Origin of the sequence: Bacillus sp. NEB1478, assembly GCF_031582965.1 — a bacterium.
In the GTDB taxonomy this organism is placed as follows: domain Bacteria; phylum Bacillota; class Bacilli; order Bacillales; family Fictibacillaceae; genus Fictibacillus.
The window spans coordinates 2,522,132-2,543,212 of sequence record NZ_CP134049.1 but is presented as its reverse complement, the minus strand read 5'-3'; the positions used below and the strand labels follow the sequence as shown (position 1 = coordinate 2,543,212).

Genomic DNA, 21,081 nt, shown 5'->3' with positions numbered 1-21,081 from the left:
CTGCTTAAAACACTATATCGATTCATTTTTTGCTTTAAATCCCATTCCAGCTCCGATAATAGAAAAAAATCGAAAATATTAACAGGATTCCAGCACCTGGACCTGGAACCTCAGCAGGATCTTTAAAAGGAAGCACATTGTTAAAAAGAACGATAAAGATGAGGAAATATGGAATCCACAGACCGACAGCCCAAAAATTTGTCTTTCTAAAATCAATCCAATACTTCTCGATGATCAGTAATAGAATGGTTGATAAAACGAAAAAGGTTATATAAATTATTGGACTGAATCTTTCATATTGGTCTATATTTAATCCTGCAGCATTGCTGATTCGGTATGTATTGAGCATAAGTTCGATCGTACAGAAGAAGATAAATCCAAAAACTGCGCTTAAAACATTTAAATTGAAAAAACACTTCATAATCCTTCCCTCCTATTCCAGTGTATTAAATCTCGATTCGGAAATGATATCCCTATTTATTCTATTCTTGCCCTTTGTTACCTTCTATTTGCTTATGTCAAAAAAACAAGAAATTTATAGAAAAAAGTAGAAATGATGGAAAATTTGCAGAAGGAAAATTGTTCTATTTGGCGAAAAAACACTTAATGAACAATGGAGACTGACGATATAAGCTTTACAGCAAGAAAAGACGACATATAGGAGTGGAAATGGGTGAAAACAACCGGGAAAGTTGTAAACTTATTTTTATGTGCAATCATAATTCTTTCTATGTATAAGGCAGTACCTGCAACTGCTGATAATAGTGCAACTGTCAATGCAACGAGTTTAAATGTTCGTTCAGAGCCATCTTTAAAAGGGAAACAAATCGGGTCTTTGAAAAGCGGGGCATCCGTTACGGTTTACAAAACAGAAAAGGGATGGGCTAACATTTCCTTTAATGGCGGCAGAGCATGGGTGAGTGCCGAATTCTTAAAAACTTCTAAAACAAGTGCAGCTCAATCCTCTAAACCAGTTGCTGTAAAACAAGCTAAAGTTACAGCAACATCTTTAAACGTAAGAAAAGGACCAAGCATTAATTACAGCACAATTGGATCATTACGAAACGGGACAATCGTAACCGTTCAAAAAGAACAAGGCAAGTGGTCAAATATTACATCCGGTGCCCTTAATGGGTGGGTAAGCAACGCCTACTTGCTTGATCAATCAGCTACAGCACCAGTTAAGCCCGCACCATCTGGTAATAATAGCAATCCATCTACTCAAGGAAAGTGGGCAAAAGTAACAGCTACTTCTTTAAACTTCAGATCATCAGGGAGCGCAAATGCTCCAATCATTGGTTCTTTAAAGAATGGAACTGCCGTTCAAATTTTAAATGAAGCGAACGGATGGTCTTCCGTACAAACAGCCGACGGAAAAAGAGGTTGGGTTTCAAATGTGTATTTATCAGTTCAAAACGGTCCATCACCTGTCCAAACTACACCCAAGCCAGATGTGAAGCCTCCTGCAGCACCTCCTTCTTCAGTATATAAGAAGGTAGTTGTAATGGCTGACGGTGTAAACTTGCGTCAAGGTCCTTCCACATCTTATCTTATCGTTGGAAGAGCAGATCAAGGTGATGAGTACGCCTATGTACAATCCAAAAATGATTGGGTACAGATTAAATTATCCAATGGCAGCAGTGCATGGATCGCTGGCTGGCTAGTAGCGATTCAGCAGCATTCACAATCACCATCAACAAGTCCAGGACCAGTATCTTCAAATCCTTCAATGAAAGGATTAAAGGGGAAACGGATCGTTATTGATCCAGGTCATGGCGGGTATGATCCAGGGACGAACGGAAAAGCACAAGGTACACATGAATCAGACCTTACGTTAATGAGTGCTCGTTTGCTTGCTACAGAATTAAGCAAGGCAGGAGCAATTGTTGTTTTGACACGAAGTGATAACACATATGTCTCATTAAATAAGCGAGTAGAGATCAGTCATTATTACTTTGCAGATGCCTTCGTAAGTCTGCACTACAATTCTGCGAATGATTCAAGAGCAACAGGGTTATTAACGTTCTATTACGGTCAAAAAGATATCAGTCTGGCAAACACTGTACATAAAGGACTTCTGGCAGCGGGTACAGGACTTCCTGGTGGAAATGTCAGATTTGGCGATTTCCACGTATTGAGAGAGAATAAGCAGCCTGCTATACTTGTTGAACTAGGATTCCTATCAAATCCGTTTGATGAAAGAACTGTGAGAAGCAATTCATTCCAGTCAAAAGCTGCGATCGGAATCACGAATGGACTCGCAAACTATTTTCAATAGATGAACGAGAAGGATGCGGCTCAAAAGAGAAATGAAACTCTTTGAGTCGCTTTTTTGTTATTTTGATGCTTTTTTTTCGACGACATTTTTTTAGAAAAACAAGATAAACCCGTTAAACAGGTCGTCTTATCCTAAAATCCATCAGTTTTCTTATCATTTGAGTTAACCTTTTTATTTAAATCCACGGTAATGGCTGATATAACCACGTTAATTTCAATAATTCCACGTTACTCCAATTATTCGATTTTAATTTTTGAAAAAATCATCAAAAGACCTTCACTGATTTTCGGCTATCCAGCATTTCCCCTTGGAAAGCGAGCTCGTGTGCGCAGAAATCAATCAGAAAATAGCAGCATCGATTACGAAAACATCCATTTAATAAGACTCTTTGCTAGATTTTTTATTTCAAAATTTTTATACTATAGAACATAAATAATAAAGTAAGTTAACTATAGGTGGTGGCAATGTTTATGGAAAACTCCGGATTGATCCTTGAAGGCGGGGGGATGAGAGGCGTATATACTGCGGGTGTACTCGATGTATTTATGGAAAATGAACTTTATTTTCCTTATGTAATAGGCGCTTCAGCTGGAGCCTGTAATGCAGCTTCCTATTTATCCAGACAGCATGGGAGAAACCGGACGGTAAATTTGGATTACTGTTCGCATCCTGAATATATATCTTATCGAAACTGGCTGTTTAAGAAAAAAGGACTATTTGGTATGGATTTTATTTTTGATGAACTACCAAACCGGCTTGTTCCATTTGATTATCACGCGTTTCATCAGTCACAAGAAAAATTTGTTATCGTTGTCACAGATTGCAGAACAGGAAAACCTGTTTATCTGACAAGAGATGATTATGATGTGAACGATATATCCAAGGTATTGCGTGCTTCTGCTTCTATTCCGTTTATTGCTCCAATGATTGAATTAGCAGGCAAACATGTCATGGATGGCGGAATTGCAGATCCGATACCTGTGCGTAAAGCAGCAGCAGATGGTGTTTCAAAAGCGGTCGTTGTGTTAACACAAAACCGTGAATACCGAAAGAAAAAACCAAAATTAACTTGGGTCACAAAGCGCTTTTATCCTGAATATACAGGGCTCGATGAAAGCTTAAAGGGCCGTTACTTAAAATACAATGAAACATTGGATTATATTGAGGAAGAAGAGCAAAAAGGGAATCTGTTCGTTTTGCGCCCATTGGAAAAAATGAAGGTGAAACGGGTAGAACGGGATTCTCAAAGACTTGCACTGCTCTATGAACAAGGAAGAAAAGATGCGACAGAACAGCTGGATCAATTAAGAAGCTGGCTGACGAATTAAATGAAAAACAGTCCAAGCATATGCTTTGGACTGTTTTTTTTGCTAATAGATTTTCCGGATGACTTCCTCTATTTCTGGCTCTTTCATCTGGATGTCGATCGGTTCACCCCATTTTGTAACAGATTGCAATAGAGCAGGAGAAGAAAGAATACTCCGGTCGTATAAAAGAACCAGTTTTTCGTTTTCCCAGCTGATTTTCTCAACGCCATTTAATGGCTCAATGCTATTCGGTTTACTTCTGTACTGCACTTCCATCACACTCGGCAATCCAATCGTTTGCTTTAGATCATTTAAAGTACCATCCAGTATTAGCTTTCCGTGATTAATAACAATCACACGGCTGCATAACTGTTCAATATCATCCATGTCGTGTGTGGTTAGGAGAATTGTTTTCTTTTCGTTCGTGTTCAGTTCTTTTAAGAATGCACGGATACTCGTCTTCGCATTGACATCGAGTCCAATCGTCGGTTCATCCAAGAACAATACATCAGGATCATGAATCATAGCCGCAGCTAAATCTCCTCGCATCCGCTGACCTAAAGAGAGTTTTCGGACAGGCGTATTCATGAATTTTCCGATTTGCAGCATATCATCATACAGCTTAAGAAACTGATTGTACCTGGCATCGGGGACTTTGTACATTTCTTTTAAAATATCAAACGAATCTCGGAGAGGCAAATCCCACCAAAGCTGTGTCCGTTGTCCAAACACAATTCCGATCTTTTTTGCCACCTCTTTTCTTCGTTTTTGAGGACTTAGACCGCTCACCTCGATTTTTCCTGAGGTAGGGTGCAAGATCCCAGATAGCATTTTAATAGTAGTCGATTTACCTGCTCCATTTGGTCCTATGTAACCGACGAACTCTCCTTCTCCTATTTGAAAGGAAATATCGTTAACGGCTTTTACGACATGATGTTTCGCTGAAAAGAGGGAAGTCATTGACCCTAAGATGCCTTTTTTCGTTTCATAAATTTTAAAATGTTTGTTTAACTGGTGTGCAACAATCAAAGTGATTCCTCCTTAACTTCCTGTACTATGGTAATGCCGAATGCCGAACTGCCAAAATCGCAATGTAAAAAAAAGAAAAATAAGAGCCACAGCTGGTGGTAATGCTAGATTCCACATACTCCCGCCTTTATCTAAAAGAAAAAGAATGGGTGTGTAATTCATGAATCCTACAGGTATCACAGTGAAAAATATGAGCTTTAGCCAGCTTGGATAAATGTTCATCGGATAGTTAGCAGCATTAAAAGGTGCGTAAAGCGTAAAAACTTGGAAGTCTTTAATGCGCTGAGTCCAAAAAGCGATTGTAGCAGTCAAAAGCCCGAGCGAAAAGCAAATGATGATACCCGAAATAATTGTAATCGGCAAATAAATGAGAAGCAGGAACATATCAAAATTTTCCAAATTAAGACCAATAATGGAGATAGCCAAAATCAAAACACCTTGAACGGTTCCTCCGATTCTTGAGAGATCCAGATTTTTTGTTAACAAAAGTGACAGTGGTGAGACAGGTCGAATCAGAAGACTATCAAACTCTCCCTCAACCATGTACTTCTCAAAGTTGTGGATCTCAACCCCAAATACTCTGTAAAGGGTCAGCGCAACAGAAGAAATACCGTACAGTAAACCTACCTCGTATAAGTTCCAGCCTTTCACATTATCAAAACGGTGCAAAATAGCAGCCAGCAAAATAAAATCAACTGCCATGATCAAACCATATGATAGGGAGGATACAAGAAAATTTATTTTGTACTGCATCTGTGAACGAATGCTTCCTGATACGAGTTTTATAAAAAGGTTCATCTATTAACCTCCTTGAATCTCGAGTTTTTGACGTGCTCTTTCCGTTAACCAAAGATTTAAAAGGGTTAAAGCCACCGTCCAAAATAACTGAATAAAAATAACATGACTTGAAGTTTTTTCGAGAAAAATCATGACTGGATAGTAGATTGCACTAGCAAAGGGCAAGTATTGGGTTATTGCCGAAAGCGGCGCTGGAAGGAAATCAATGGGAACAAACTGCCCGCCCAGCCCTGCTAAAAGAGTGAAGTTGACGAAGTGAGCCCATGATATTTCGGTCGTCCAGCAGGCACTTATACCGACAAGATAGTGCAGATTGATTGAGATAATAATAGCAAGAAAGATCGATAAACATAAGAAAAGATAGGTCGGCATTTGCTGCGGTACATAAAAGCCAACAGTTATGGCAAATACGAGTCCGATCGGGACCGAGCGAAAGAAGAAGTTATAAACGAGCCGTCCGGCTTCTTGAGAGGTAACATATAGAAAAAAGTTAGTTGGTCGAACAAGTTCCAACGAAATGGCGCCGTTGCGCACCCCATTTTGAATATTGAGTCCCGCAGTTAAAAAACCTGAAACCCAGAGGATACATTGAACAGCAGCAATGTAGTAGGTCATGTCCAAAACTCCATATGGACTGTTCTGTTCCTTGCCTTGCAAAACGCCTGTCCAGATCGCGATAAACACAAACCCAAAGATCGCACTAGCCGCATTATTTATGAGGTGAGCTACCTTATACTGCAAATTCCGCATAAAACTTTTTTGTAATAGAATCCAATAAACCATATGTCCCCCTTATTTCGTTTTTTGCGCAGAATTATAAAATAGCAAATTTTACAAAAGTTTGCAATTCTTTTTTTACTAACTAAAAGTTTAAAAAACAAGCATACTAGATGATATTCAGTTAATTTTGTTCACTCTATGTTCAAGACGCACAAAGATCTTTTTTTAACAGGCTTATTCTCTAAGGCGCTCTTATTTTCCAGCAAAATAAAGCATCAAAACTTTATGTGAAAAATGTTAAGAATATGTTGGAATTTAGTCCAACATCTAGTAATCTAGTAATAGATGCTTTTGTAATATAATTGTAAAATTAACGGGAAAATTTCCAAAAGGGGCGAAATGATGGTAACGAAAGTGGATCCAGAAAAAAAGAAGAAAAAAGCACAAATACCCTTTCGTTTAAATGTCTTGTTTTTATTTGTCTTTTTACTATTTTCAATTCTTGTTTTACGACTGGGTGTTCTGCAGATTGTAAATGGAGAAGAAAAACGACTTGAGTCTGAAGCCGTAGAAGAAGTTATTGCTAAAAAGGAAGCGCCGCGGGGCAAACTGCTCGATAGCAATTTCCGAGAGATTGTAGGAAACGAACCTTTCTTTTCCTTAACGTATACGAAAACAGTCGATACGAAAACAGAAGACACGATGAGAATTGCGAAATGGCTGTCAGATACATTAGGCGTTACTGAAGAACAAATAAAGAAAATTACGATGCGGGATAAAAAAGATTACTTTATCGCAAAACATGACATCAAAGAATTAATGGAAGAACGATTAAGTAAACAAGAAAAGAAACGTAGCGATAAAGAACAATATAAAGCGCTAGTAAATACGATTTCTGAAGAAGAAGTTAATAATCTTTCCGATAAGGATATAAAAATTCTTGCTTATAAAAGGGCGATGGAAACGGGTTATGCATATTCGGCCCAGCGAGTTAAAACAAGGTTGAATGAGAAAGAAATCTCTGTAATCTCGGAAAACCTGGCAAACCTTCCGGGCATCGATATCATGGCGGATTCAGAGCGGATATATCCATATGGAGATTCAGCAATATTTGGATCTGTTAAGCAAATCCCTAAAGACAGTATGGGGTATTTCATTAGCAGGGAATATGACAGAAGTGATCAGGTCGGTGTCAGTGGCTTAGAGGAACAATACCAGGAAGTTCTAAGAGGAACAAAAGAAAAAGCCGTATACTTAACGAACCCGAAAAACGGAAAGACGATTGGTGAACCAAAAACCATTCCTGGTCAAAGAGGAAAAGATATTGTACTTACGCTGGACATGGAACTGCAATTCCGATTAGAGCGTATTTTAGAAGAAGAGTTATTAAAAGCGAAATCACTGCCAGGGAACGAACTTCTTTCATCCGCTTATATCGTTATGATGAATCCGAAAACGGGTGAAGTAAAGGGAATTGCGGGGAAAAAATATAAAAACGGCAAATTTATTAATGATGAATACGGTGCCTTATATAATTCATATGAAATAGGATCAACAATTAAAGGTGCCACTGTATTAATGGGCTTGCAAAAAGGCCTCATCTATCCAGGACAAGTTATTGTGGATAAACCCTTTACAAAAAAGGGATTAAATAAGTCTTCCTGGAAAAACATGGGTCCCATTACAGACTTAGATGCTTTAAAAATGTCTTCGAACGTCTATATGTTCAATATTATGGACCGCATGATTGGCCCTGAACATTGGACAGAAACCTATGATAAAGCCCGATATATGTATAATCAATTCGGACTTGGCGTAAAAACGGGAATTGATTTTCCTAATGAAGCTACTGGCTATCAGGGAACACCGATTCCAGGAGAAAATGGTACATTGTACGATATGGCGATCGGTCAGTTTGATACGTATACGACGATGCAGATGGTTCAATATGTATCAACCATTGCAAACGGCGGATATCGTGTAAAACCGCAGCTAGTAAAAGAAATTCGCGAGCCAAGTACAAGTGATGAACATGAGGGTAAACTAATAAAGCGTTTTGAACCTGAAATATTAAATAGAATTGAAGTTGATGATAAGTATATTGACAGGGTTAAGAAAGGCTTCTGGCAAGTAATGCATGCACCGCACGGAACGGCAAAAGGGTATTTTGATGACGAAGAGAAATATCACAATCCGTCGGGAAAAACAGGTACAGCACAAAGGATATTCAAAAACCCGCGAACGGGACAATTGATTGAAAAACACAATCTAACATTAGTGGGGTATGCGCCATCTGATAACCCTGAAATTGCTTTTGCGGTTGTTGTTCCTGAAGGTACCCCTATGAACGGATTCCAACGCATCAATAAGTTCATCGGACAGCGTGGATTGGAAGCATATTGGGAACTGAAAAAAGAGTACGGATCCAGTGCAGAAACGATAGCAGCAGACGCTAACAAATCCAAAAAAGAAGATGATGACTCAGCACATTGATGCTGGGTTTTTCTTTTTTGTGCAGGAAATTTTTTTGGCTGTGGATTTTCCAACTGGAAATCATCTGAATTTTATTTAAATGAAAGCAATCCAAAGGGATTGGGTTTCCTGTCTTGATATGAATATTAACAATAAAAGATAACCGGTCGAATAATGAAAAAAAGCCAGCAATTAAGCTGGCTTTTTTATGATTGGAGATATCTTTCATCAATCATGGTTCGATGATGAGCTGCATTAATTATATGCATACCCATTACTTCATTAGCAGCAAACGAAAGCTGCACCCACAATAATCAAAAGAATAAACAACACGACAATTAATGCAAAAGCATTACCATGACTTGAACCCATTGTTTTTCCTCCTTTAAACCTGCAATTGTTAGTACACTGTATTGTATGCCTGTTTTCATTTTTCGAAGTGGGCAAATGCCCAGTTTTAATTAAAATAGGCTAAAATGTATGTATGTGCTTAGAATTGTCAACGATTTGTAAAGACTGTGTACTTGTGAAAAGTGAGTTATTTTTGTTTTAATAAGATAGAGAAGAAAATTTTGCTAACAGGGAGTTAGATGAATGATTAAAAAGGTATTATCCTTTCTTTTATTATTTGTATTTGTAATTCAATTGCCAGTTTCCGTATTTGCGCACTCTGAGCTAGAATCTGCTCAGCCATCAGAAGGAGAAAAAGTTACGACGGATCTTGAAGTATTGGTTTTAACTTTTTCTACAAAAATCGAATCATTAAGTACGATGAAACTTAAAAATGGAAATAAGGAAATTCCACTTCAAATTAGCAATGAAGATAATCAGATGACTGGAAAAATGACGAAGCCGCTCAAAAATGGCACTTACACAGTTGAATATCGAATAATTGGTGCCGATAGCCATGTGATTGAAGGGGATTATACCTTTTCTGTAGACAGACCGACCCAGAAGGAAACAGAAGAAAAAGCAGAAGCGAAATTGCCCAAGCAAGAAAATGGCGATGAACAGACAGCTCATAAACATGAAAATAAACCGAGTAATCCCAAATACTTTGCGCCGTTAACAATTGTATTAGTATTATTAATCGCTGTTGGATCATTTTTGGTTTTTAGAAAAAGAAGCTAACAAAGATAAAAAGAGGAGTGTGTATTCTAAACACCTCCTCTTTTTTGTATTTTGAGGCTACTACAGTGGAAGGAAACAGCCATATAGAATCAATCAAGTTTTCTCTATGTGAAAATTCAATCATAAATTTTCAACGTGGTTCATAATATCATTGTTCATTGTTATTTTTTGAAATTGCCTCAAAGTCATGAATGCTTAATAAAGTAAATTTTTCAATTAATTTAAAGAAATTGGAGCACATATATAGTTTTTTCTAACTATTCTGTTATATGATGTATATTGTCTTTAAATTTCTATAGGGGGAAGGTGCTTAGTTTGGATACATTTAGGAGATTAAAAGACTTTTATTGGCCATATCGAAAATATTTTTACTGGTCGATTCTAACGTTGCTCTTTGTATCATGTATTACGGTTGTTTATCCAATGGTGCTGCAATTTACCATTGACGAAATTATTTTTAATGGGGAGTACAACTATGTTCCATATGTAGCTATCGGGTTTATCGTACTAATGGCTCTAAAAGGAGCAGCTACATATTGCACGCAATATTATGGAGATCTGTTTGGAATCAGTTCTGTATTCCAGCTTCGTGAATCTCTGTACGAGAAATTGCAGTTTATGCCGTTCAATTACTACGACAATGCAAAAACGGGCGATTTAATGTCACGGCTAACCGCAGATGTTGAAGGATTCCGTTTCTTTCTTTCATTTGGATTTTCACAACTCATCAACTTTGGTCTCATCATCGCATTAAGCTTATCCGTTATGTTCTACTATTCAATTCCTTTAGCGATCATTACGCTTTGTATGCTCCCCTTCTTAACAATCGCCGTGTATAAGTTTGATAAAGAAGTACATCCTGCCTTCCGAGGTATCCGAAAATCTATGGCAAATCTTAACACGAAAGTTCAAGAAAACATAAGCGGGATCAATACGGTCAAATCACTTTCGAGAGAAGATTTTGAGATTGGTAAATTCAATCATTCGAATGAAGACTATAAATCTCAATTTCTGTATACCTCTCATATTTGGGCAAAATATTTTCCGGTTATGGAACTGATCGGCAACTTATCTGTCGTACTTCTATTAGCCTACGGTGGATACTTAGTTATCCAGGGAGATCTTACCGCGGGAGAACTCGTAGCCTTTTTCAGTCTTGTCTGGTATATCATGGGACCCATCATGAACTTAGGTTTCGTTATGAATACGTTTTCTCAATCGAAGGCATCTGGTGAAAGATTGCTAGAGATCTTAGATGAACCGCTTGAGATGAACGAGGAAGAGCGGGTGATCAATAATGTACGTCTAAATGGCGATGTTGTTTTTGAAAACGTTACCCATCAATATAAAAACGAGACCAAAACAGCGTTAAAAGATGTATCTTTCTCGGCAGAACAAGGGCAGACGATAGGTTTGATTGGAGCAACAGGCTCTGGTAAAACTTCGATCACACAGCTGATTTCCAGATTTTATAAGCCAAAATCAGGAACGATATTTATCGATGGAAAACCAATTCAAGAATACGCTTTGCGTTCCTTGAGAAAAAATATCGGAACCGTACTGCAGGAGTCTTTCTTATTTTCATCTACTATTAAGGATAATATTTCTTATGGAAACCCACATGCAGATATGGAGAAAATTATTGAAGCTGCCAAGCGTGCACAGGCACATGATTTTATTATGGAACTGCCAGACGGGTATGAGACAGTACTTGGAGAAAGAGGACTCGGCCTTTCTGGTGGCCAGAAGCAGCGAATCTCAATTGCCCGCGCGATACTCATTGATCCAAGCATTCTGATTTTAGACGATGCAACAAGTGCAGTAGACATGGAAACTGAATTTAAAATTCAAAAAGCATTCAGAGAAGTAATGAAAGGCAGAACAACATTCATCATTGCGCACCGTATTTCATCTGTAAAACATGCTGATGAAATTTTGGTTCTTGAAGAAGGTTCTATCGTGGAGAGAGGAACACATGAGGAGCTAATCGGAAATGATGATGGTCATTATCGGCGCATTTACGATATTCAATATCAAGATAAAGAAAAAGTCTTTCAAAAAAACGGACAGGGGGCGTGACGGATGAAAGAAGCTAAAAAATCAAACAGGTTCCGTTATTCCTCTGAACAAGTTATCGAGAAACCTTTTAACTGGGGGCAGGTTATTCGTTTGTTTGGTTATATGAAGCCCTATGGGAAAGACTTGCTGCCCAAAGCATTCATTGCCATGCTTGTATCTACAGCTGTACGGCTTGCAGTTCCAGTTTTCATAGGGGTATTAACTTTTGACCATGCCATTAAAAATAAAGACACATCACTGTTGATCAAACTCATTATTGCTATATTTGGGCTTTACCTTATTTCATGGGGAGCCAATACGCTTAGAATCCGATGGATGAACTATCTTGGCCAATATGTGATCTATGATATACGCCAGCATCTGTTCAGGCATATCCAGCGGCTGTCACATCGTTTTTTTGATCAGCGTTCCGCAGGTTCTATACTGGTCAGAATTATTAATGACGTAAATTCTCTTCAGGATTTATTTACGAATGGTGTCATTAATGTTCTGATGGATGTGATCATGCTGTTTGGTATTATTGTGATCATGTTTGTGTATAGTCCCGAACTCACATTGGCGATCATGGTGATCTTGCCTTTAATGTTCTTCATATCAACAAGCCTTAGAAGAAAAATCAGACGTTCTTGGCAAATCGTTCGAATCAGACAATCAAAGCTGAATTCCCATTTGAATGAAAGTATTCAAGGCATACGAGTGACAAAGTCATACACACAAGAAAAAGAGAATATGAACTTTTTTAACAGCATCAATCACGAGAATTTTGAAAGCTGGAGGGACGCAACGAGGCAAAACGCCATGTTCCGTCCATTTGTGGAAATGTCGAATGCTATAGGGACAGCGATTCTATTATGGTACGGTTCTCATTTGATTCAAGGCGGCTCTCTAGATATAGGAGTTTTCGTTACTTTTGCATTTTACTTAGGCATGTTTTGGGAGCCGATATCGAGATTGGGCCAGGTTTATAATCAGCTGCTGGTCGGAATGGCTTCCTCAGAACGAATCTTTGAGTTTTTAGATGAAAAGCCAAACGTAGCTGAAAGAGAAGATGCTCACACGTTTGACCGAATTAAGGGAGATATTGAATTCAAAAACGTTGAATTTTCTTATGATGACAAACGAAAAGCATTAAAAGGAATCAACTTGAAAATGTATGCAGGACAGACGGTTGCATTAGTCGGTCATACAGGATCTGGAAAAACGACAATCGCTAATTTGGTCAGCCGATTCTATGATCCAACAAGCGGGCAGGTAGAGATTGACGGTGTGAACTTAAAAGATGCCAGCTTGGGCAGCCTTCGGGAAAAAGTCAGTGTGGTTCTGCAAGACACTTTCATTTTTTCAGGGACCATTCAGGACAATATCCGCTTTGGAAGACCTGATGCAACGAATGAAGAAGTTCAAGAAGCTGCAAAAGCAGTAGGAGCGCATGCTTTTATTGAAAAACTGTCGAACGGATATGAAACAGAAGTTGAGGAACGCGGAAATGTTCTTTCTGTTGGAGAAAGGCAGCTGCTTTCCTTTGCAAGAGCGCTTTTGGCAGATCCTGATATTTTGATTTTGGATGAAGCTACTGCAAGTATAGATACGGAATCCGAACTGAAAATCCAAAAAGCATTGAAGACACTGCTGCATGGAAGAACTGCGATTATCATCGCACACCGGCTTTCTACAATCCGTGAGGCAGATAATATAGTGGTCCTCGATCATGGTGAAATTATCGAACAAGGAAACCATGCTGAACTGATGGACAAAGAAGGAGTATATTATCAGTTGGTTGTATCACAATTCAAAATGCTTGATGCAATTTAATACGATATTAAATGAAAAAACGCCTGGGAAATGAATCCCAGGCGTTTCTTTATTGAAGTGCTTTTGATAATGTATCGATATTATCGTACATAATGGATAAATAATCGCGTTTCTTCTTCATGTCTTTTTTTGTTAAGGTCTCTATGTTTTGAAGGGTCAAGCTTTTTGTTCCTGTTTCTTTTTTGATGGTAGCAGCCACTTTGTTATTGACGTTGGCTTCGAATAAGATGTATTTTATGTTTTCTTTGTTGGTGTATTCAATAATGTTCTGGATTTGATGCTGTGTCGGTTCGTGAGCAGGTGAAAGTCCACTGATGGCGATCTGCTTTAAACCGTATCTTTCTGCCCAATAACCATATGCAGCATGTGAAACGATAAAAGTATCTTTTGGAGCTTTTTTCACTTTTTCTTTAAATTGAGCATCTAAAGCTTGCAAGTCTTTTATTAACTGGTCATGATTTTTTTTGAAATCCTTCTTTGCTTCAGGTTTTAGTTTTACGAGTTGATGATAGATATTGTCAGACATTTGCTGTGCGAGTACAGGGTCTAGCCAAATGTGTGGATCATATGCACCATGATCGTGCTCTTTTTCGCTCTCCTCATGCTCTTCCATATGAGCAAAGGCAATCCCATTTGCTGCATCAATTACTGGAACTTTTTCTTCTTTAAGTGTATCAGCTACTGAAGAGGAAAATTCATCTGATTTGGATTTGTTGTATATAAACGCATCACCGTCTGATATTTTTACCATATCTTTTGTAGAAGGTTCAAATGTATGTGCATCTGCACCGGGTGGAATAATGGCAGTTACATCTGCATGTTTTCCAGCGATTCTCTCTGTAAAGTATTGAAGAGGGTATATCGTTGTATATATGTTCAATGTTCCGTCCGTTTTAGTTGATGTGTTGTTACCGCATGCTGTAAGTAAAGCTGCTAGTAATGCGACACTTATTAATCCTAGTTTTCGCATTGTAGTTAATCTCCTTTCTTTCAATCCTTATCCATTATAAGCGTAATGATTACGATTTGTAAAATATTATTCTTATTTATAAAAGTTATTACATAAACCTAATATTAGTGTAGCTAGACAAGTAATATATGTATAAGTTAAATAAAGCAGATTACACTACTTTTTGATATAATGGAATAGGTGTTAATCAAAGCGTTTAAATAAGCGGGAACTATGCTTAAAAAGGAGAGCGCGTACTAACATGAATATTGCTTTTTATTTGTTGCCGAAAGACGAAGTGAAATTCTTAAATCCCGAAGCAACGGTGAGGCAGGCATTAGAGAAGTTATCGTATCACAAATATACTTCTGTGCCGCTCGTATCAGAAGAAGGCCATTATATCGGAACCTTAACAGAAGGCGATCTACTCTGGAAACTAAGAGAAGCACTTGAAACGAGTTATGAAGAAGTAATAAAGACAAAGTTAACAAATGTACCCCAGCGGGTCAATAACATTTCAGTTTCGATCAACTCGAATATGGAAGACCTGATTACTTTGTCAACGGATCAAAACTTTATTCCAGTGACCGATGATAACGGTTATTTTATCGGGATTATTAGAAGAAGAGACATTATTAAGTATTGTGCGAATTTAATTTGGAACAAGGAAGTAGCAAAAGATTAAGGCTTTTTGTCTTAGTCTTTTTGTACATACACAATCATGATAAATTTATTTCTCACATACATATGAAGAGTATTGCTGTATGGACAAGTTATGAAAAGGGAAAATACAATTTAATCTTTAAGGAGATACAATGAAAGAATTAGTCATTTCGTTATTAGAATGGATTATGAGTTTAGGTCACCTTGGCATCGCACTTGGCCTTATGATCGAAGTGATTCCAAGTGAATTAGTGCTATCATATGGTGGATATATGGTTGCAAAAGGACACTTGAATTTTACAGGAGCAGTCATTGCCGGTACAATCGGCGGAACCATAGCACAGCTGTTTTTATATTGGATGGGTTACTATGGCGGTCGTCCGTTCTTAGAAAAATACGGAAAGTACATCTTGATTTCTAAAAAGCAAATTGATCTTTCGGAAAAATGGTTCACGAAGTATGGAGCAGGGGTTATCTTTTTTGCAAGATTTATTCCTGTTGTACGACATGCGATCAGCATTCCCGCTGGGATCGCAAAAATGTCGTTTGCTAAGTTTACCTTCTATACAACGGTAGCGATCATCCCGTGGTCGATTCTTTTTATCGAACTTGGAAGCCGGCTCGGCAGTAACTGGGAAGATATTAAAACATATGCGGCACCTTATACAAGAGGATTCATGGTTGCTGCAGTCGTTATATTATTCGTTTTGATTGTGTATAAAGTGAAAAAGAAGAAGTAGTTTTTTTCAAAAGCCTGGCTGTTTTCAGCCAGGCTTTTTGGGTTTTGTAGGACAAATTCTAATGTAGACTGTCCAGCACATATATATCCCTACGTTGAAAAAATTTCATGAGGGGGTATGTGTATGGAGGCATTCATAAAAAACTACCATGAATCGTACAATGTGGCAAAAGTAAATGAGCTGCTGCAGCGAATAAAAGCTCATCATAATCATGCGAAAATAGAAGGCAGAGTTTCAGAAGCTATGAAAATTTGCGGATTTAATCAGATAGACATAGACCAAGTGCTGAAGCAAATGCGAGGGGGGAGGTAAAAAAAGGTGGGGGGTCTGTCCCGGGGACAGACCCCCTACAAATACATATGGAGCATCTTGTTCATTTGAGGCGGACAAGATATTTAAAAAACATTTATGGTATGTACTCTTTAATCTGTTATATCATTCCACTTAAAATTTTTATTAAATTTCCATTTTCACTCTTAAAATCAGTTTTCACACTCAAAATGCTTTTCGATCTCAAAATGTACTTTTCACAATCAAACGGCTGAAAACAAAAAATAGGAAGATTCCATTCGGGAAATCCACTATCTTATTAAACTTTATATTTTTTAAAAAAATTTGTTTTAAAACACTATTAACATTACCTCAATGGCACTATTTTCGTACAAGACAGCTCTTCTGATGAAGTCAAGCCTTCTTCATTCAATATGTACCTTAAATAGGGTATACTACGTGTAACGAGGTGATGGTTATGGAAATTACATTGAGCGCAAAAAATTACATCCAAGAAGTGCTTGAGCTTAATGATGCAAATGGTATTCGAGTTTACTTCTCAGGTATGGGCTGAGGTGGTCCAAAGCTAGGACTGGCTCTGGATGAGCCTGAAACGACTGATATCATTGAAGAAATTAACGGAATTCGTGTCGCGTTCGATCCAAGAATAAAAGATCAGACTACTACACTAAAACTTGATTTTGAAGACTCAAGTTCTGGTGCAGGACTTATCATGCTTGGGCAAAACGACTGCTGCTAACCAATTTCACAAAAAAACCGCTGAGACTATCAATAGTCAACCAGCGGTTTTTCTATTATTGCTGCGATTTTCTAAACCCAGCATCAACAGCCTCTTTTTCAGAACAAAACCACTTTTCCGGCTTTGTTATTTTGTAATACCGGCCGCTTTCAACGTGATAAATTTTATCACCCGAAGAATTGATATTCCCCTTAATTGTACAGTTTCCATTAGTGACAGATTCTGCTTTTTTAGATGCCGATTCTTCAGTTGTTTTTTGGTCAGAATCGAAACCATCTTCTGAAGCATAATTTTCTAAACTCCAAATTCCGATCGCTTGTTTTTGGGCTTTGCTTTGAATTTCTCGATATTCATCTATGTACTTCGTGTTTGGTTCAAACACATAGGCAACACGCGCAAGTCCTTTTTCTAATAATGCTTCTTGAACACTTTTCCCATCAGCATACACGTAAGCTAACAATCTTCCATACTTATCCCGTTCACCGATCCCGAGTTCCAGTTCAACATTAGAACTCTGAGATAATAATTTTTTCGTATAATTGCTTGCTTCTTTACTAAAAGGCTGAACAGGTTTGTTCGGATGAACACTTTCAGGAGTATCGACTAGAAGGAATCTGACGGTCTCGTTTTTTCCATCCAATTCAACATGGATTGTATCGCCGTCCACAACTTTCAATACTTTTACAGGTATTCTTCCATTGTTTTCACTAGATTGGCTGCAGCCTGCTAGAACAAACAAGAGGGCTGATGTAATCACCAGCCATAAACTAAAATATTTTTTCATTTCTATCATCCTTCAACCATTAAATTCATAGTAAGAATACCATAACACAATTATAAAAGGCGGAATTCAAAGAAAGAAATATAAAGGGAATTATGTGTGATATCTGTCACAGATTATCCACTTTAGATGATCTAAAATATGGGTATAATAAGAATAGAAACACATAAGGAGGCAATTCATATGTTGAAAAAATCATTATGGCTTGCAATGATTGCAATCCTAGCTGTTGGTTTGTTAGCAGCTTGCGGTGGCGGAAAAGATAAAAAGGAAAGCACGAAAAAAGCAGAAGAAACAGTAACAATTGAAGCAAAGAATTTTGAATTTGATAAAAAAGAGTATAAGATTCCAGCGAACAAAGACGTTGCACTTAAACTTAAAAATGTAGAAGGCAGCCATGGCTTGATGGTTGAAGGAGAAGATGTGAATATCTCTGGAGACAATTCCGACGTGGTGAACCTTAAGCCAGGTGAATATACAATTCGCTGTTCAGTTCCATGTGGACAAGGACACGCTAATATGGTGTCAAAACTAGTAGTTGAATAAAATTTAGAATTTAAAAAACCTTCCAGTTCTTTATGAAATTGACCTGGAAGGTTTTTTTACTTTTTAAAAGTTAAAACAACGGCTGTATTCTCACTAATTTTTCGTTATAAGGAATGCTTTTAGAAGTTGAAGCCCATAAGTTTCCTAACAGCCGGGGCATCATCTGGTCTGAAGGAATTTCCCCACCGTTGCGGATAAAGTGTGTATAGTACAATATATAAAGCCAGGAAGAAACAGGTAATAAAATGTTTTCGTAGAATGATTCGCTCTCAGTAATGGTTGCAAATGAATGCGATTCCCACCCGGAAATAAAACGGGATCGTTTTCCATTCAATAAAGACTCTATGTAATGAAGGGAATGAGCGACTTGAGGATCATCATCACCATCGGCATGTGCTAATCGTGACTGTGTATTTAATGGAACCTCATCGATCGAATCCACCTCTAAAACAACATGACAAATTGCTTTATCATAGTGTGAAATGGCAGGTGACCACCCATTTCTTTCAAGCATCATTATAAAAGACAGTTCTTCATCAGGTATATCATTATAAGGTGGACTAAAAGTCTGTCTGCCGTATTTTAACCCATGCAGTGTATTTTTAATAAAATGCGCTCCAGCATACCATCGTTTATCAATACCGAAGAACAAATACTCGCCAGTAGGAGTAGAGTAGGCTGTAAACAAGTCTTTTTTATTTAGTTCGTATAAAGGCAGAGATTCTTTTTTAAGCTGTTTAACATATGAATCTTGTGGAGTGTTAATCTCTGCCATGGCAAACAAGTGTATGTTCAAGAATGTCCACATTCCTCTAGTTTTTAATTTTATGAATGGTGTCTTTCCATCCGGAAAAAGCTTCTTTAACGGCAACAAAACTATTTTTCTTCTGATAAAGATCATAACGCAAGTAGTCTTTCTTTTCTTGAAGCAGCTGCTGCTGTGCTTTAATATCATTCATTTTTGCTGTCATGCTGTCGCCAGTACTTTTCATTTTTTGAACGGTTGTCATTGATTCTTTCATTGCCTTAATGCCAGGGATCAAAAAGTATACGGCCACAAAGGCACATGCTGCTAAAAATATCCATAACCACATCATTATCGCCTCCAATTCTCTTATCTTATTTAAATTACCCGTAAACATTAAAGAAAAAACAAAAAATCGTGGGTAGTTACACCACGATTTTAACGCTTAGGACAAGTTTTGCAGCATGTCCCGTTTTCAGTTTTATAATACAAACAACAAGTTTTCCTGATTTTCGTAAAATCATTACAGCCAATAGGTGGAGCAAACCGTTGAAAAGGATTCTTTGACAAACCGAAATGGAAAGCCGGAGCATTCATGAAGAATGCATAGTCAGCTTGAATCTGCTGTTTCACTTCTAATGGATGATCTTCTCCCAGCCACGTTTCATAAACCCATCGTATGTAAATCCAAGCATTTTCCCACAATGTAGCTTTGGAAATACGGGCAGTATGTGCAACATGGTTAAGCATAACGGTTATATTTTCTTTAAAAAGAGATTCTAAAACACTTGACCGCCAATCTTCACGACTACCTGTACAAATACGAGCCGACGCATCTTTTAATGTAAAAGAAGGGAGCCACATGCTCTCAGAGGCATGGTCGATTAAATACACATTATCGAGATTCATATCAAAAGATTTGTTGAGTATCGTCATCCCATAAAGACTCGACGTTAGACTGCAAAAAGCATACCGTTTGAAGAAAAGGGAAGCAGTAACAGGCCGCTGCTTTGCTCCTATACGAGGACCTGTTTGATCCAAATAATTCAGCAATGTCTCATCATCAAGCAGCTGGGAAGCAGAAACGACTACCTCGTTTTTGAAAGGAGCTTGAAAGGAAAATCGATAATTGTTGCTGATATGTTCTTTTTCATCTTTTGTCCAGCCGTTAGAATTAGGCGTACTGAGGAGTATTGACATGTCGAACAACACGACCCTTTCCAAATGGGATACACATTGGTGTGCCGAATACAGGATCTGGAATCACTGAACAAGGCATTTGAAATACATCTTCAACTAGCTTTTCTGTCAAAATTTCTTCGGGAGCACCTTGTGCATAAACCGATTTATCCTGAATGGCTACAATATGATGTGCATAGCGGCATGCCAGATTTAAATCATGGAGAACCATCACTATTGTACGCTTTTCACGCTCATTTAACTCAAATAATAAATCAAGAATTTCAATCTGATGTGTCATATCTAAATAAGTAGTAGGTTCATCTAGTAGGATCGTTTCCGTTCCTTGAGCAAGTGTCATGGCAATCCATGCTCTTTGTCTTTGGCCGCCGGACAAAGAATCAACCGGCTTTTCCATAAACGGAATCAAATTTGTCGCTCTAAGTGCGTCCATCACAGCTCGTTCATCTTCTGGTGACCATTGATGCAACCAAGACTGATAAGGAAAACGGCCTTGTTTTACAAGCTGCAGAACTGTTAATCCCTCAGGAGCAACTGGTCCTTGTGGCAGGATGGCAAGCTCTTTAGCAACTTGTTTCGTCGAGCGCTTAGCAATATCTTTTCCGTTTAAGAGAACATTGCCTGATCTAGGACTTAAGAGACGTGCCATTGACCGTAACAGGGTGGATTTACCGCAGCCGTTGCTTCCGATAAAGACAGTTATTTTTCCTTTTGGTATTTGTAAATTTAATTCGTCAATGATAGGTTCTTTCCCATAAGCTAACGTCAGATCTGAAGTTTTTAAAACGGTCATCTGTCATC

General features: G+C 38.0%; 22 protein-coding genes. 11 read left to right on the top strand and 11 right to left on the bottom strand.

What is annotated here, in order from left to right; all coding sequences use genetic code 11:
- Positions 1 to 34: 34 nt before the first annotated feature.
- The gene (locus tag RGB74_RS12575; protein WP_310759648.1) at positions 35 to 421 is read right to left on the bottom strand and encodes a hypothetical protein; all 387 of its coding nucleotides are present in this window, start codon (positions 419 to 421) and stop codon (positions 35 to 37) included.
- Between the two features lie 252 nt (positions 422 to 673).
- On the opposite strand from RGB74_RS12575, the gene RGB74_RS12570 reads away from it, so the two are divergent.
- Entirely contained in the window at positions 674 to 2,278 is a 1,605-nt protein-coding gene (locus RGB74_RS12570; RefSeq protein ID WP_310759647.1) for an N-acetylmuramoyl-L-alanine amidase family protein, read from the top strand.
- Between the two features lie 470 nt (positions 2,279 to 2,748).
- Positions 2,749 to 3,606 (top strand): patatin-like phospholipase family protein, encoded by an 858-nt coding sequence (locus RGB74_RS12565; protein WP_310759646.1) that lies wholly within the window; start codon positions 2,749 to 2,751, stop codon positions 3,604 to 3,606.
- Positions 3,607 to 3,648: 42 nt separating this feature from the next.
- On the opposite strand, the gene RGB74_RS12560 is transcribed toward RGB74_RS12565, so the two are convergent.
- From RGB74_RS12560 to RGB74_RS12550, 3 genes are read right to left on the bottom strand one after another with little or no spacing between them, the layout of a single operon-like run.
- Complete coding sequence (locus RGB74_RS12560) at positions 3,649 to 4,614, bottom strand: ABC transporter ATP-binding protein (RefSeq protein WP_310759645.1); 966 nt, start codon at positions 4,612 to 4,614, stop codon at positions 3,649 to 3,651.
- A 12-nt stretch (positions 4,615 to 4,626) separates the two neighbouring features.
- Positions 4,627 to 5,412 (bottom strand): ABC transporter permease, encoded by a 786-nt coding sequence (locus RGB74_RS12555; protein ID WP_310759644.1) that lies wholly within the window; start codon positions 5,410 to 5,412, stop codon positions 4,627 to 4,629.
- 3 nt (positions 5,413 to 5,415) lie between these two features.
- Positions 5,416 to 6,195 carry an ABC transporter permease gene (locus RGB74_RS12550; protein ID WP_310759643.1) on the bottom strand — a complete coding sequence of 260 codons (780 nt, stop codon included), beginning with the start codon at positions 6,193 to 6,195 and terminating at the stop codon, positions 5,416 to 5,418.
- Positions 6,196 to 6,534: 339 nt separating this feature from the next.
- Here RGB74_RS12550 and RGB74_RS12545 point away from each other — a divergent pair, with 339 nt between their 5' ends.
- Positions 6,535 to 8,625: a peptidoglycan D,D-transpeptidase FtsI family protein gene (locus RGB74_RS12545; RefSeq protein WP_310759642.1), complete on the top strand. Its 2,091-nt coding sequence runs from the start codon at positions 6,535 to 6,537 to the stop codon at positions 8,623 to 8,625.
- Positions 8,626 to 8,886: 261 nt separating this feature from the next.
- On the opposite strand, the gene RGB74_RS12540 is transcribed toward RGB74_RS12545, so the two are convergent.
- The gene (locus tag RGB74_RS12540; RefSeq protein WP_310256776.1) at positions 8,887 to 8,976 is read right to left on the bottom strand and encodes a YjcZ family sporulation protein; all 90 of its coding nucleotides are present in this window, start codon (positions 8,974 to 8,976) and stop codon (positions 8,887 to 8,889) included.
- Positions 8,977 to 9,198: 222 nt separating this feature from the next.
- Here RGB74_RS12540 and RGB74_RS12535 point away from each other — a divergent pair, with 222 nt between their 5' ends.
- The 3 genes from RGB74_RS12535 to RGB74_RS12525 all read left to right on the top strand — a co-directional run bounded on the left by RGB74_RS12535 (position 9,199) and on the right by RGB74_RS12525 (position 13,626).
- A complete protein-coding gene (locus RGB74_RS12535; protein WP_310759641.1) occupies positions 9,199 to 9,735 on the top strand; it encodes a copper resistance CopC family protein in 537 nt (178 codons plus the stop codon).
- Between the two features lie 315 nt (positions 9,736 to 10,050).
- A complete protein-coding gene (locus RGB74_RS12530) occupies positions 10,051 to 11,814 on the top strand; it encodes an ABC transporter ATP-binding protein (RefSeq protein WP_310759640.1) in 1,764 nt (587 codons plus the stop codon).
- 3 nt (positions 11,815 to 11,817) lie between these two features.
- Complete coding sequence (locus RGB74_RS12525; RefSeq protein ID WP_310759639.1) at positions 11,818 to 13,626, top strand: ABC transporter ATP-binding protein; 1,809 nt, start codon at positions 11,818 to 11,820, stop codon at positions 13,624 to 13,626.
- Between the two features lie 49 nt (positions 13,627 to 13,675).
- Here the strand turns inward: RGB74_RS12525 and RGB74_RS12520 are convergent, their stop codons facing one another.
- A complete protein-coding gene (locus RGB74_RS12520) occupies positions 13,676 to 14,596 on the bottom strand; it encodes a metal ABC transporter solute-binding protein, Zn/Mn family (RefSeq protein ID WP_310759638.1) in 921 nt (306 codons plus the stop codon).
- A gap of 241 nt (positions 14,597 to 14,837) precedes the next feature.
- Here RGB74_RS12520 and RGB74_RS12515 point away from each other — a divergent pair, with 241 nt between their 5' ends.
- The 4 genes from RGB74_RS12515 to RGB74_RS20130 all read left to right on the top strand — a co-directional run bounded on the left by RGB74_RS12515 (position 14,838) and on the right by RGB74_RS20130 (position 17,008).
- Complete coding sequence (locus RGB74_RS12515) at positions 14,838 to 15,260, top strand: CBS domain-containing protein (RefSeq protein ID WP_310759637.1); 423 nt, start codon at positions 14,838 to 14,840, stop codon at positions 15,258 to 15,260.
- A gap of 130 nt (positions 15,261 to 15,390) precedes the next feature.
- The gene (locus tag RGB74_RS12510) at positions 15,391 to 15,978 is read left to right on the top strand and encodes an undecaprenyl phosphate transporter UptA (RefSeq protein WP_310759636.1); all 588 of its coding nucleotides are present in this window, start codon (positions 15,391 to 15,393) and stop codon (positions 15,976 to 15,978) included.
- Between the two features lie 123 nt (positions 15,979 to 16,101).
- The gene (locus tag RGB74_RS12505) at positions 16,102 to 16,290 is read left to right on the top strand and encodes a hypothetical protein (RefSeq protein ID WP_310759635.1); all 189 of its coding nucleotides are present in this window, start codon (positions 16,102 to 16,104) and stop codon (positions 16,288 to 16,290) included.
- 436 nt (positions 16,291 to 16,726) lie between these two features.
- On the top strand, positions 16,727 to 17,008 hold the full coding sequence (locus RGB74_RS20130; protein ID WP_396135969.1) for a HesB-like (seleno)protein: 282 nt from the start codon (positions 16,727 to 16,729) through the stop codon (positions 17,006 to 17,008).
- A 55-nt stretch (positions 17,009 to 17,063) separates the two neighbouring features.
- Here the strand turns inward: RGB74_RS20130 and RGB74_RS12500 are convergent, their stop codons facing one another.
- Positions 17,064 to 17,792 (bottom strand): thermonuclease family protein, encoded by a 729-nt coding sequence (locus RGB74_RS12500; protein ID WP_310759634.1) that lies wholly within the window; start codon positions 17,790 to 17,792, stop codon positions 17,064 to 17,066.
- 180 nt (positions 17,793 to 17,972) lie between these two features.
- Between RGB74_RS12500 and RGB74_RS12495 the strand changes: the two genes are divergently transcribed.
- Entirely contained in the window at positions 17,973 to 18,335 is a 363-nt protein-coding gene (locus RGB74_RS12495) for a cupredoxin domain-containing protein (protein WP_310759633.1), read from the top strand.
- A gap of 70 nt (positions 18,336 to 18,405) precedes the next feature.
- On the opposite strand, the gene RGB74_RS12490 is transcribed toward RGB74_RS12495, so the two are convergent.
- The 4 genes from RGB74_RS12490 to RGB74_RS12475 all read right to left on the bottom strand — a co-directional run bounded on the left by RGB74_RS12490 (position 18,406) and on the right by RGB74_RS12475 (position 21,073).
- Entirely contained in the window at positions 18,406 to 19,131 is a 726-nt protein-coding gene (locus RGB74_RS12490) for a hypothetical protein (RefSeq protein WP_310759632.1), read from the bottom strand.
- Positions 19,132 to 19,147: 16 nt separating this feature from the next.
- A complete protein-coding gene (locus tag RGB74_RS12485) occupies positions 19,148 to 19,432 on the bottom strand; it encodes a hypothetical protein (protein WP_310759631.1) in 285 nt (94 codons plus the stop codon).
- 86 nt (positions 19,433 to 19,518) lie between these two features.
- Positions 19,519 to 20,280 carry an IucA/IucC family C-terminal-domain containing protein gene (locus tag RGB74_RS12480; RefSeq protein WP_310759629.1) on the bottom strand — a complete coding sequence of 254 codons (762 nt, stop codon included), beginning with the start codon at positions 20,278 to 20,280 and terminating at the stop codon, positions 19,519 to 19,521.
- Positions 20,255 to 21,073 carry an ABC transporter ATP-binding protein gene (locus RGB74_RS12475; protein ID WP_310759628.1) on the bottom strand — a complete coding sequence of 273 codons (819 nt, stop codon included), beginning with the start codon at positions 21,071 to 21,073 and terminating at the stop codon, positions 20,255 to 20,257. Before RGB74_RS12475 ends, RGB74_RS12480 begins: the two co-directional genes overlap by 26 nt.
- Between the last annotated feature and the right edge of the window lie 8 nt (positions 21,074 to 21,081).

Bases quoted from the DNA above. Each gene is read 5' to 3' on its own strand.
- RGB74_RS12505 (WP_310759635.1), top strand. From the start codon at position 16,102: ATGGAGGCATTCATAAAAAACTACCATGAATCGTACAATGTGGCAAAA.
- RGB74_RS12500 (WP_310759634.1), bottom strand. From the start codon at position 17,792: ATGAAAAAATATTTTAGTTTATGGCTGGTGATTACATCAGCCCTCTTG.
- RGB74_RS12480 (WP_310759629.1), bottom strand. From the start codon at position 20,280: ATGTCAATACTCCTCAGTACGCCTAATTCTAACGGCTGGACAAAAGAT.
- RGB74_RS12565 (WP_310759646.1), top strand. From the start codon at position 2,749: ATGGAAAACTCCGGATTGATCCTTGAAGGCGGGGGGATGAGAGGCGTA.
- RGB74_RS12520 (WP_310759638.1), bottom strand. From the start codon at position 14,596: ATGCGAAAACTAGGATTAATAAGTGTCGCATTACTAGCAGCTTTACTT.
- RGB74_RS12485 (WP_310759631.1), bottom strand. From the start codon at position 19,432: ATGATGTGGTTATGGATATTTTTAGCAGCATGTGCCTTTGTGGCCGTA.
- RGB74_RS12515 (WP_310759637.1), top strand. From the start codon at position 14,838: ATGAATATTGCTTTTTATTTGTTGCCGAAAGACGAAGTGAAATTCTTA.
- RGB74_RS12475 (WP_310759628.1), bottom strand. From the start codon at position 21,073: ATGACCGTTTTAAAAACTTCAGATCTGACGTTAGCTTATGGGAAAGAA.
- RGB74_RS12495 (WP_310759633.1), top strand. From the start codon at position 17,973: ATGTTGAAAAAATCATTATGGCTTGCAATGATTGCAATCCTAGCTGTT.
- RGB74_RS12550 (WP_310759643.1), bottom strand. From the start codon at position 6,195: ATGGTTTATTGGATTCTATTACAAAAAAGTTTTATGCGGAATTTGCAG.
- RGB74_RS12535 (WP_310759641.1), top strand. From the start codon at position 9,199: ATGATTAAAAAGGTATTATCCTTTCTTTTATTATTTGTATTTGTAATT.
- RGB74_RS12575 (WP_310759648.1), bottom strand. From the start codon at position 421: ATGAAGTGTTTTTTCAATTTAAATGTTTTAAGCGCAGTTTTTGGATTT.
- RGB74_RS12555 (WP_310759644.1), bottom strand. From the start codon at position 5,412: ATGAACCTTTTTATAAAACTCGTATCAGGAAGCATTCGTTCACAGATG.
- RGB74_RS12525 (WP_310759639.1), top strand. From the start codon at position 11,818: ATGAAAGAAGCTAAAAAATCAAACAGGTTCCGTTATTCCTCTGAACAA.
- RGB74_RS12545 (WP_310759642.1), top strand. From the start codon at position 6,535: ATGGTAACGAAAGTGGATCCAGAAAAAAAGAAGAAAAAAGCACAAATA.
- RGB74_RS12510 (WP_310759636.1), top strand. From the start codon at position 15,391: ATGAAAGAATTAGTCATTTCGTTATTAGAATGGATTATGAGTTTAGGT.
- RGB74_RS12540 (WP_310256776.1), bottom strand. From the start codon at position 8,976: ATGGGTTCAAGTCATGGTAATGCTTTTGCATTAATTGTCGTGTTGTTT.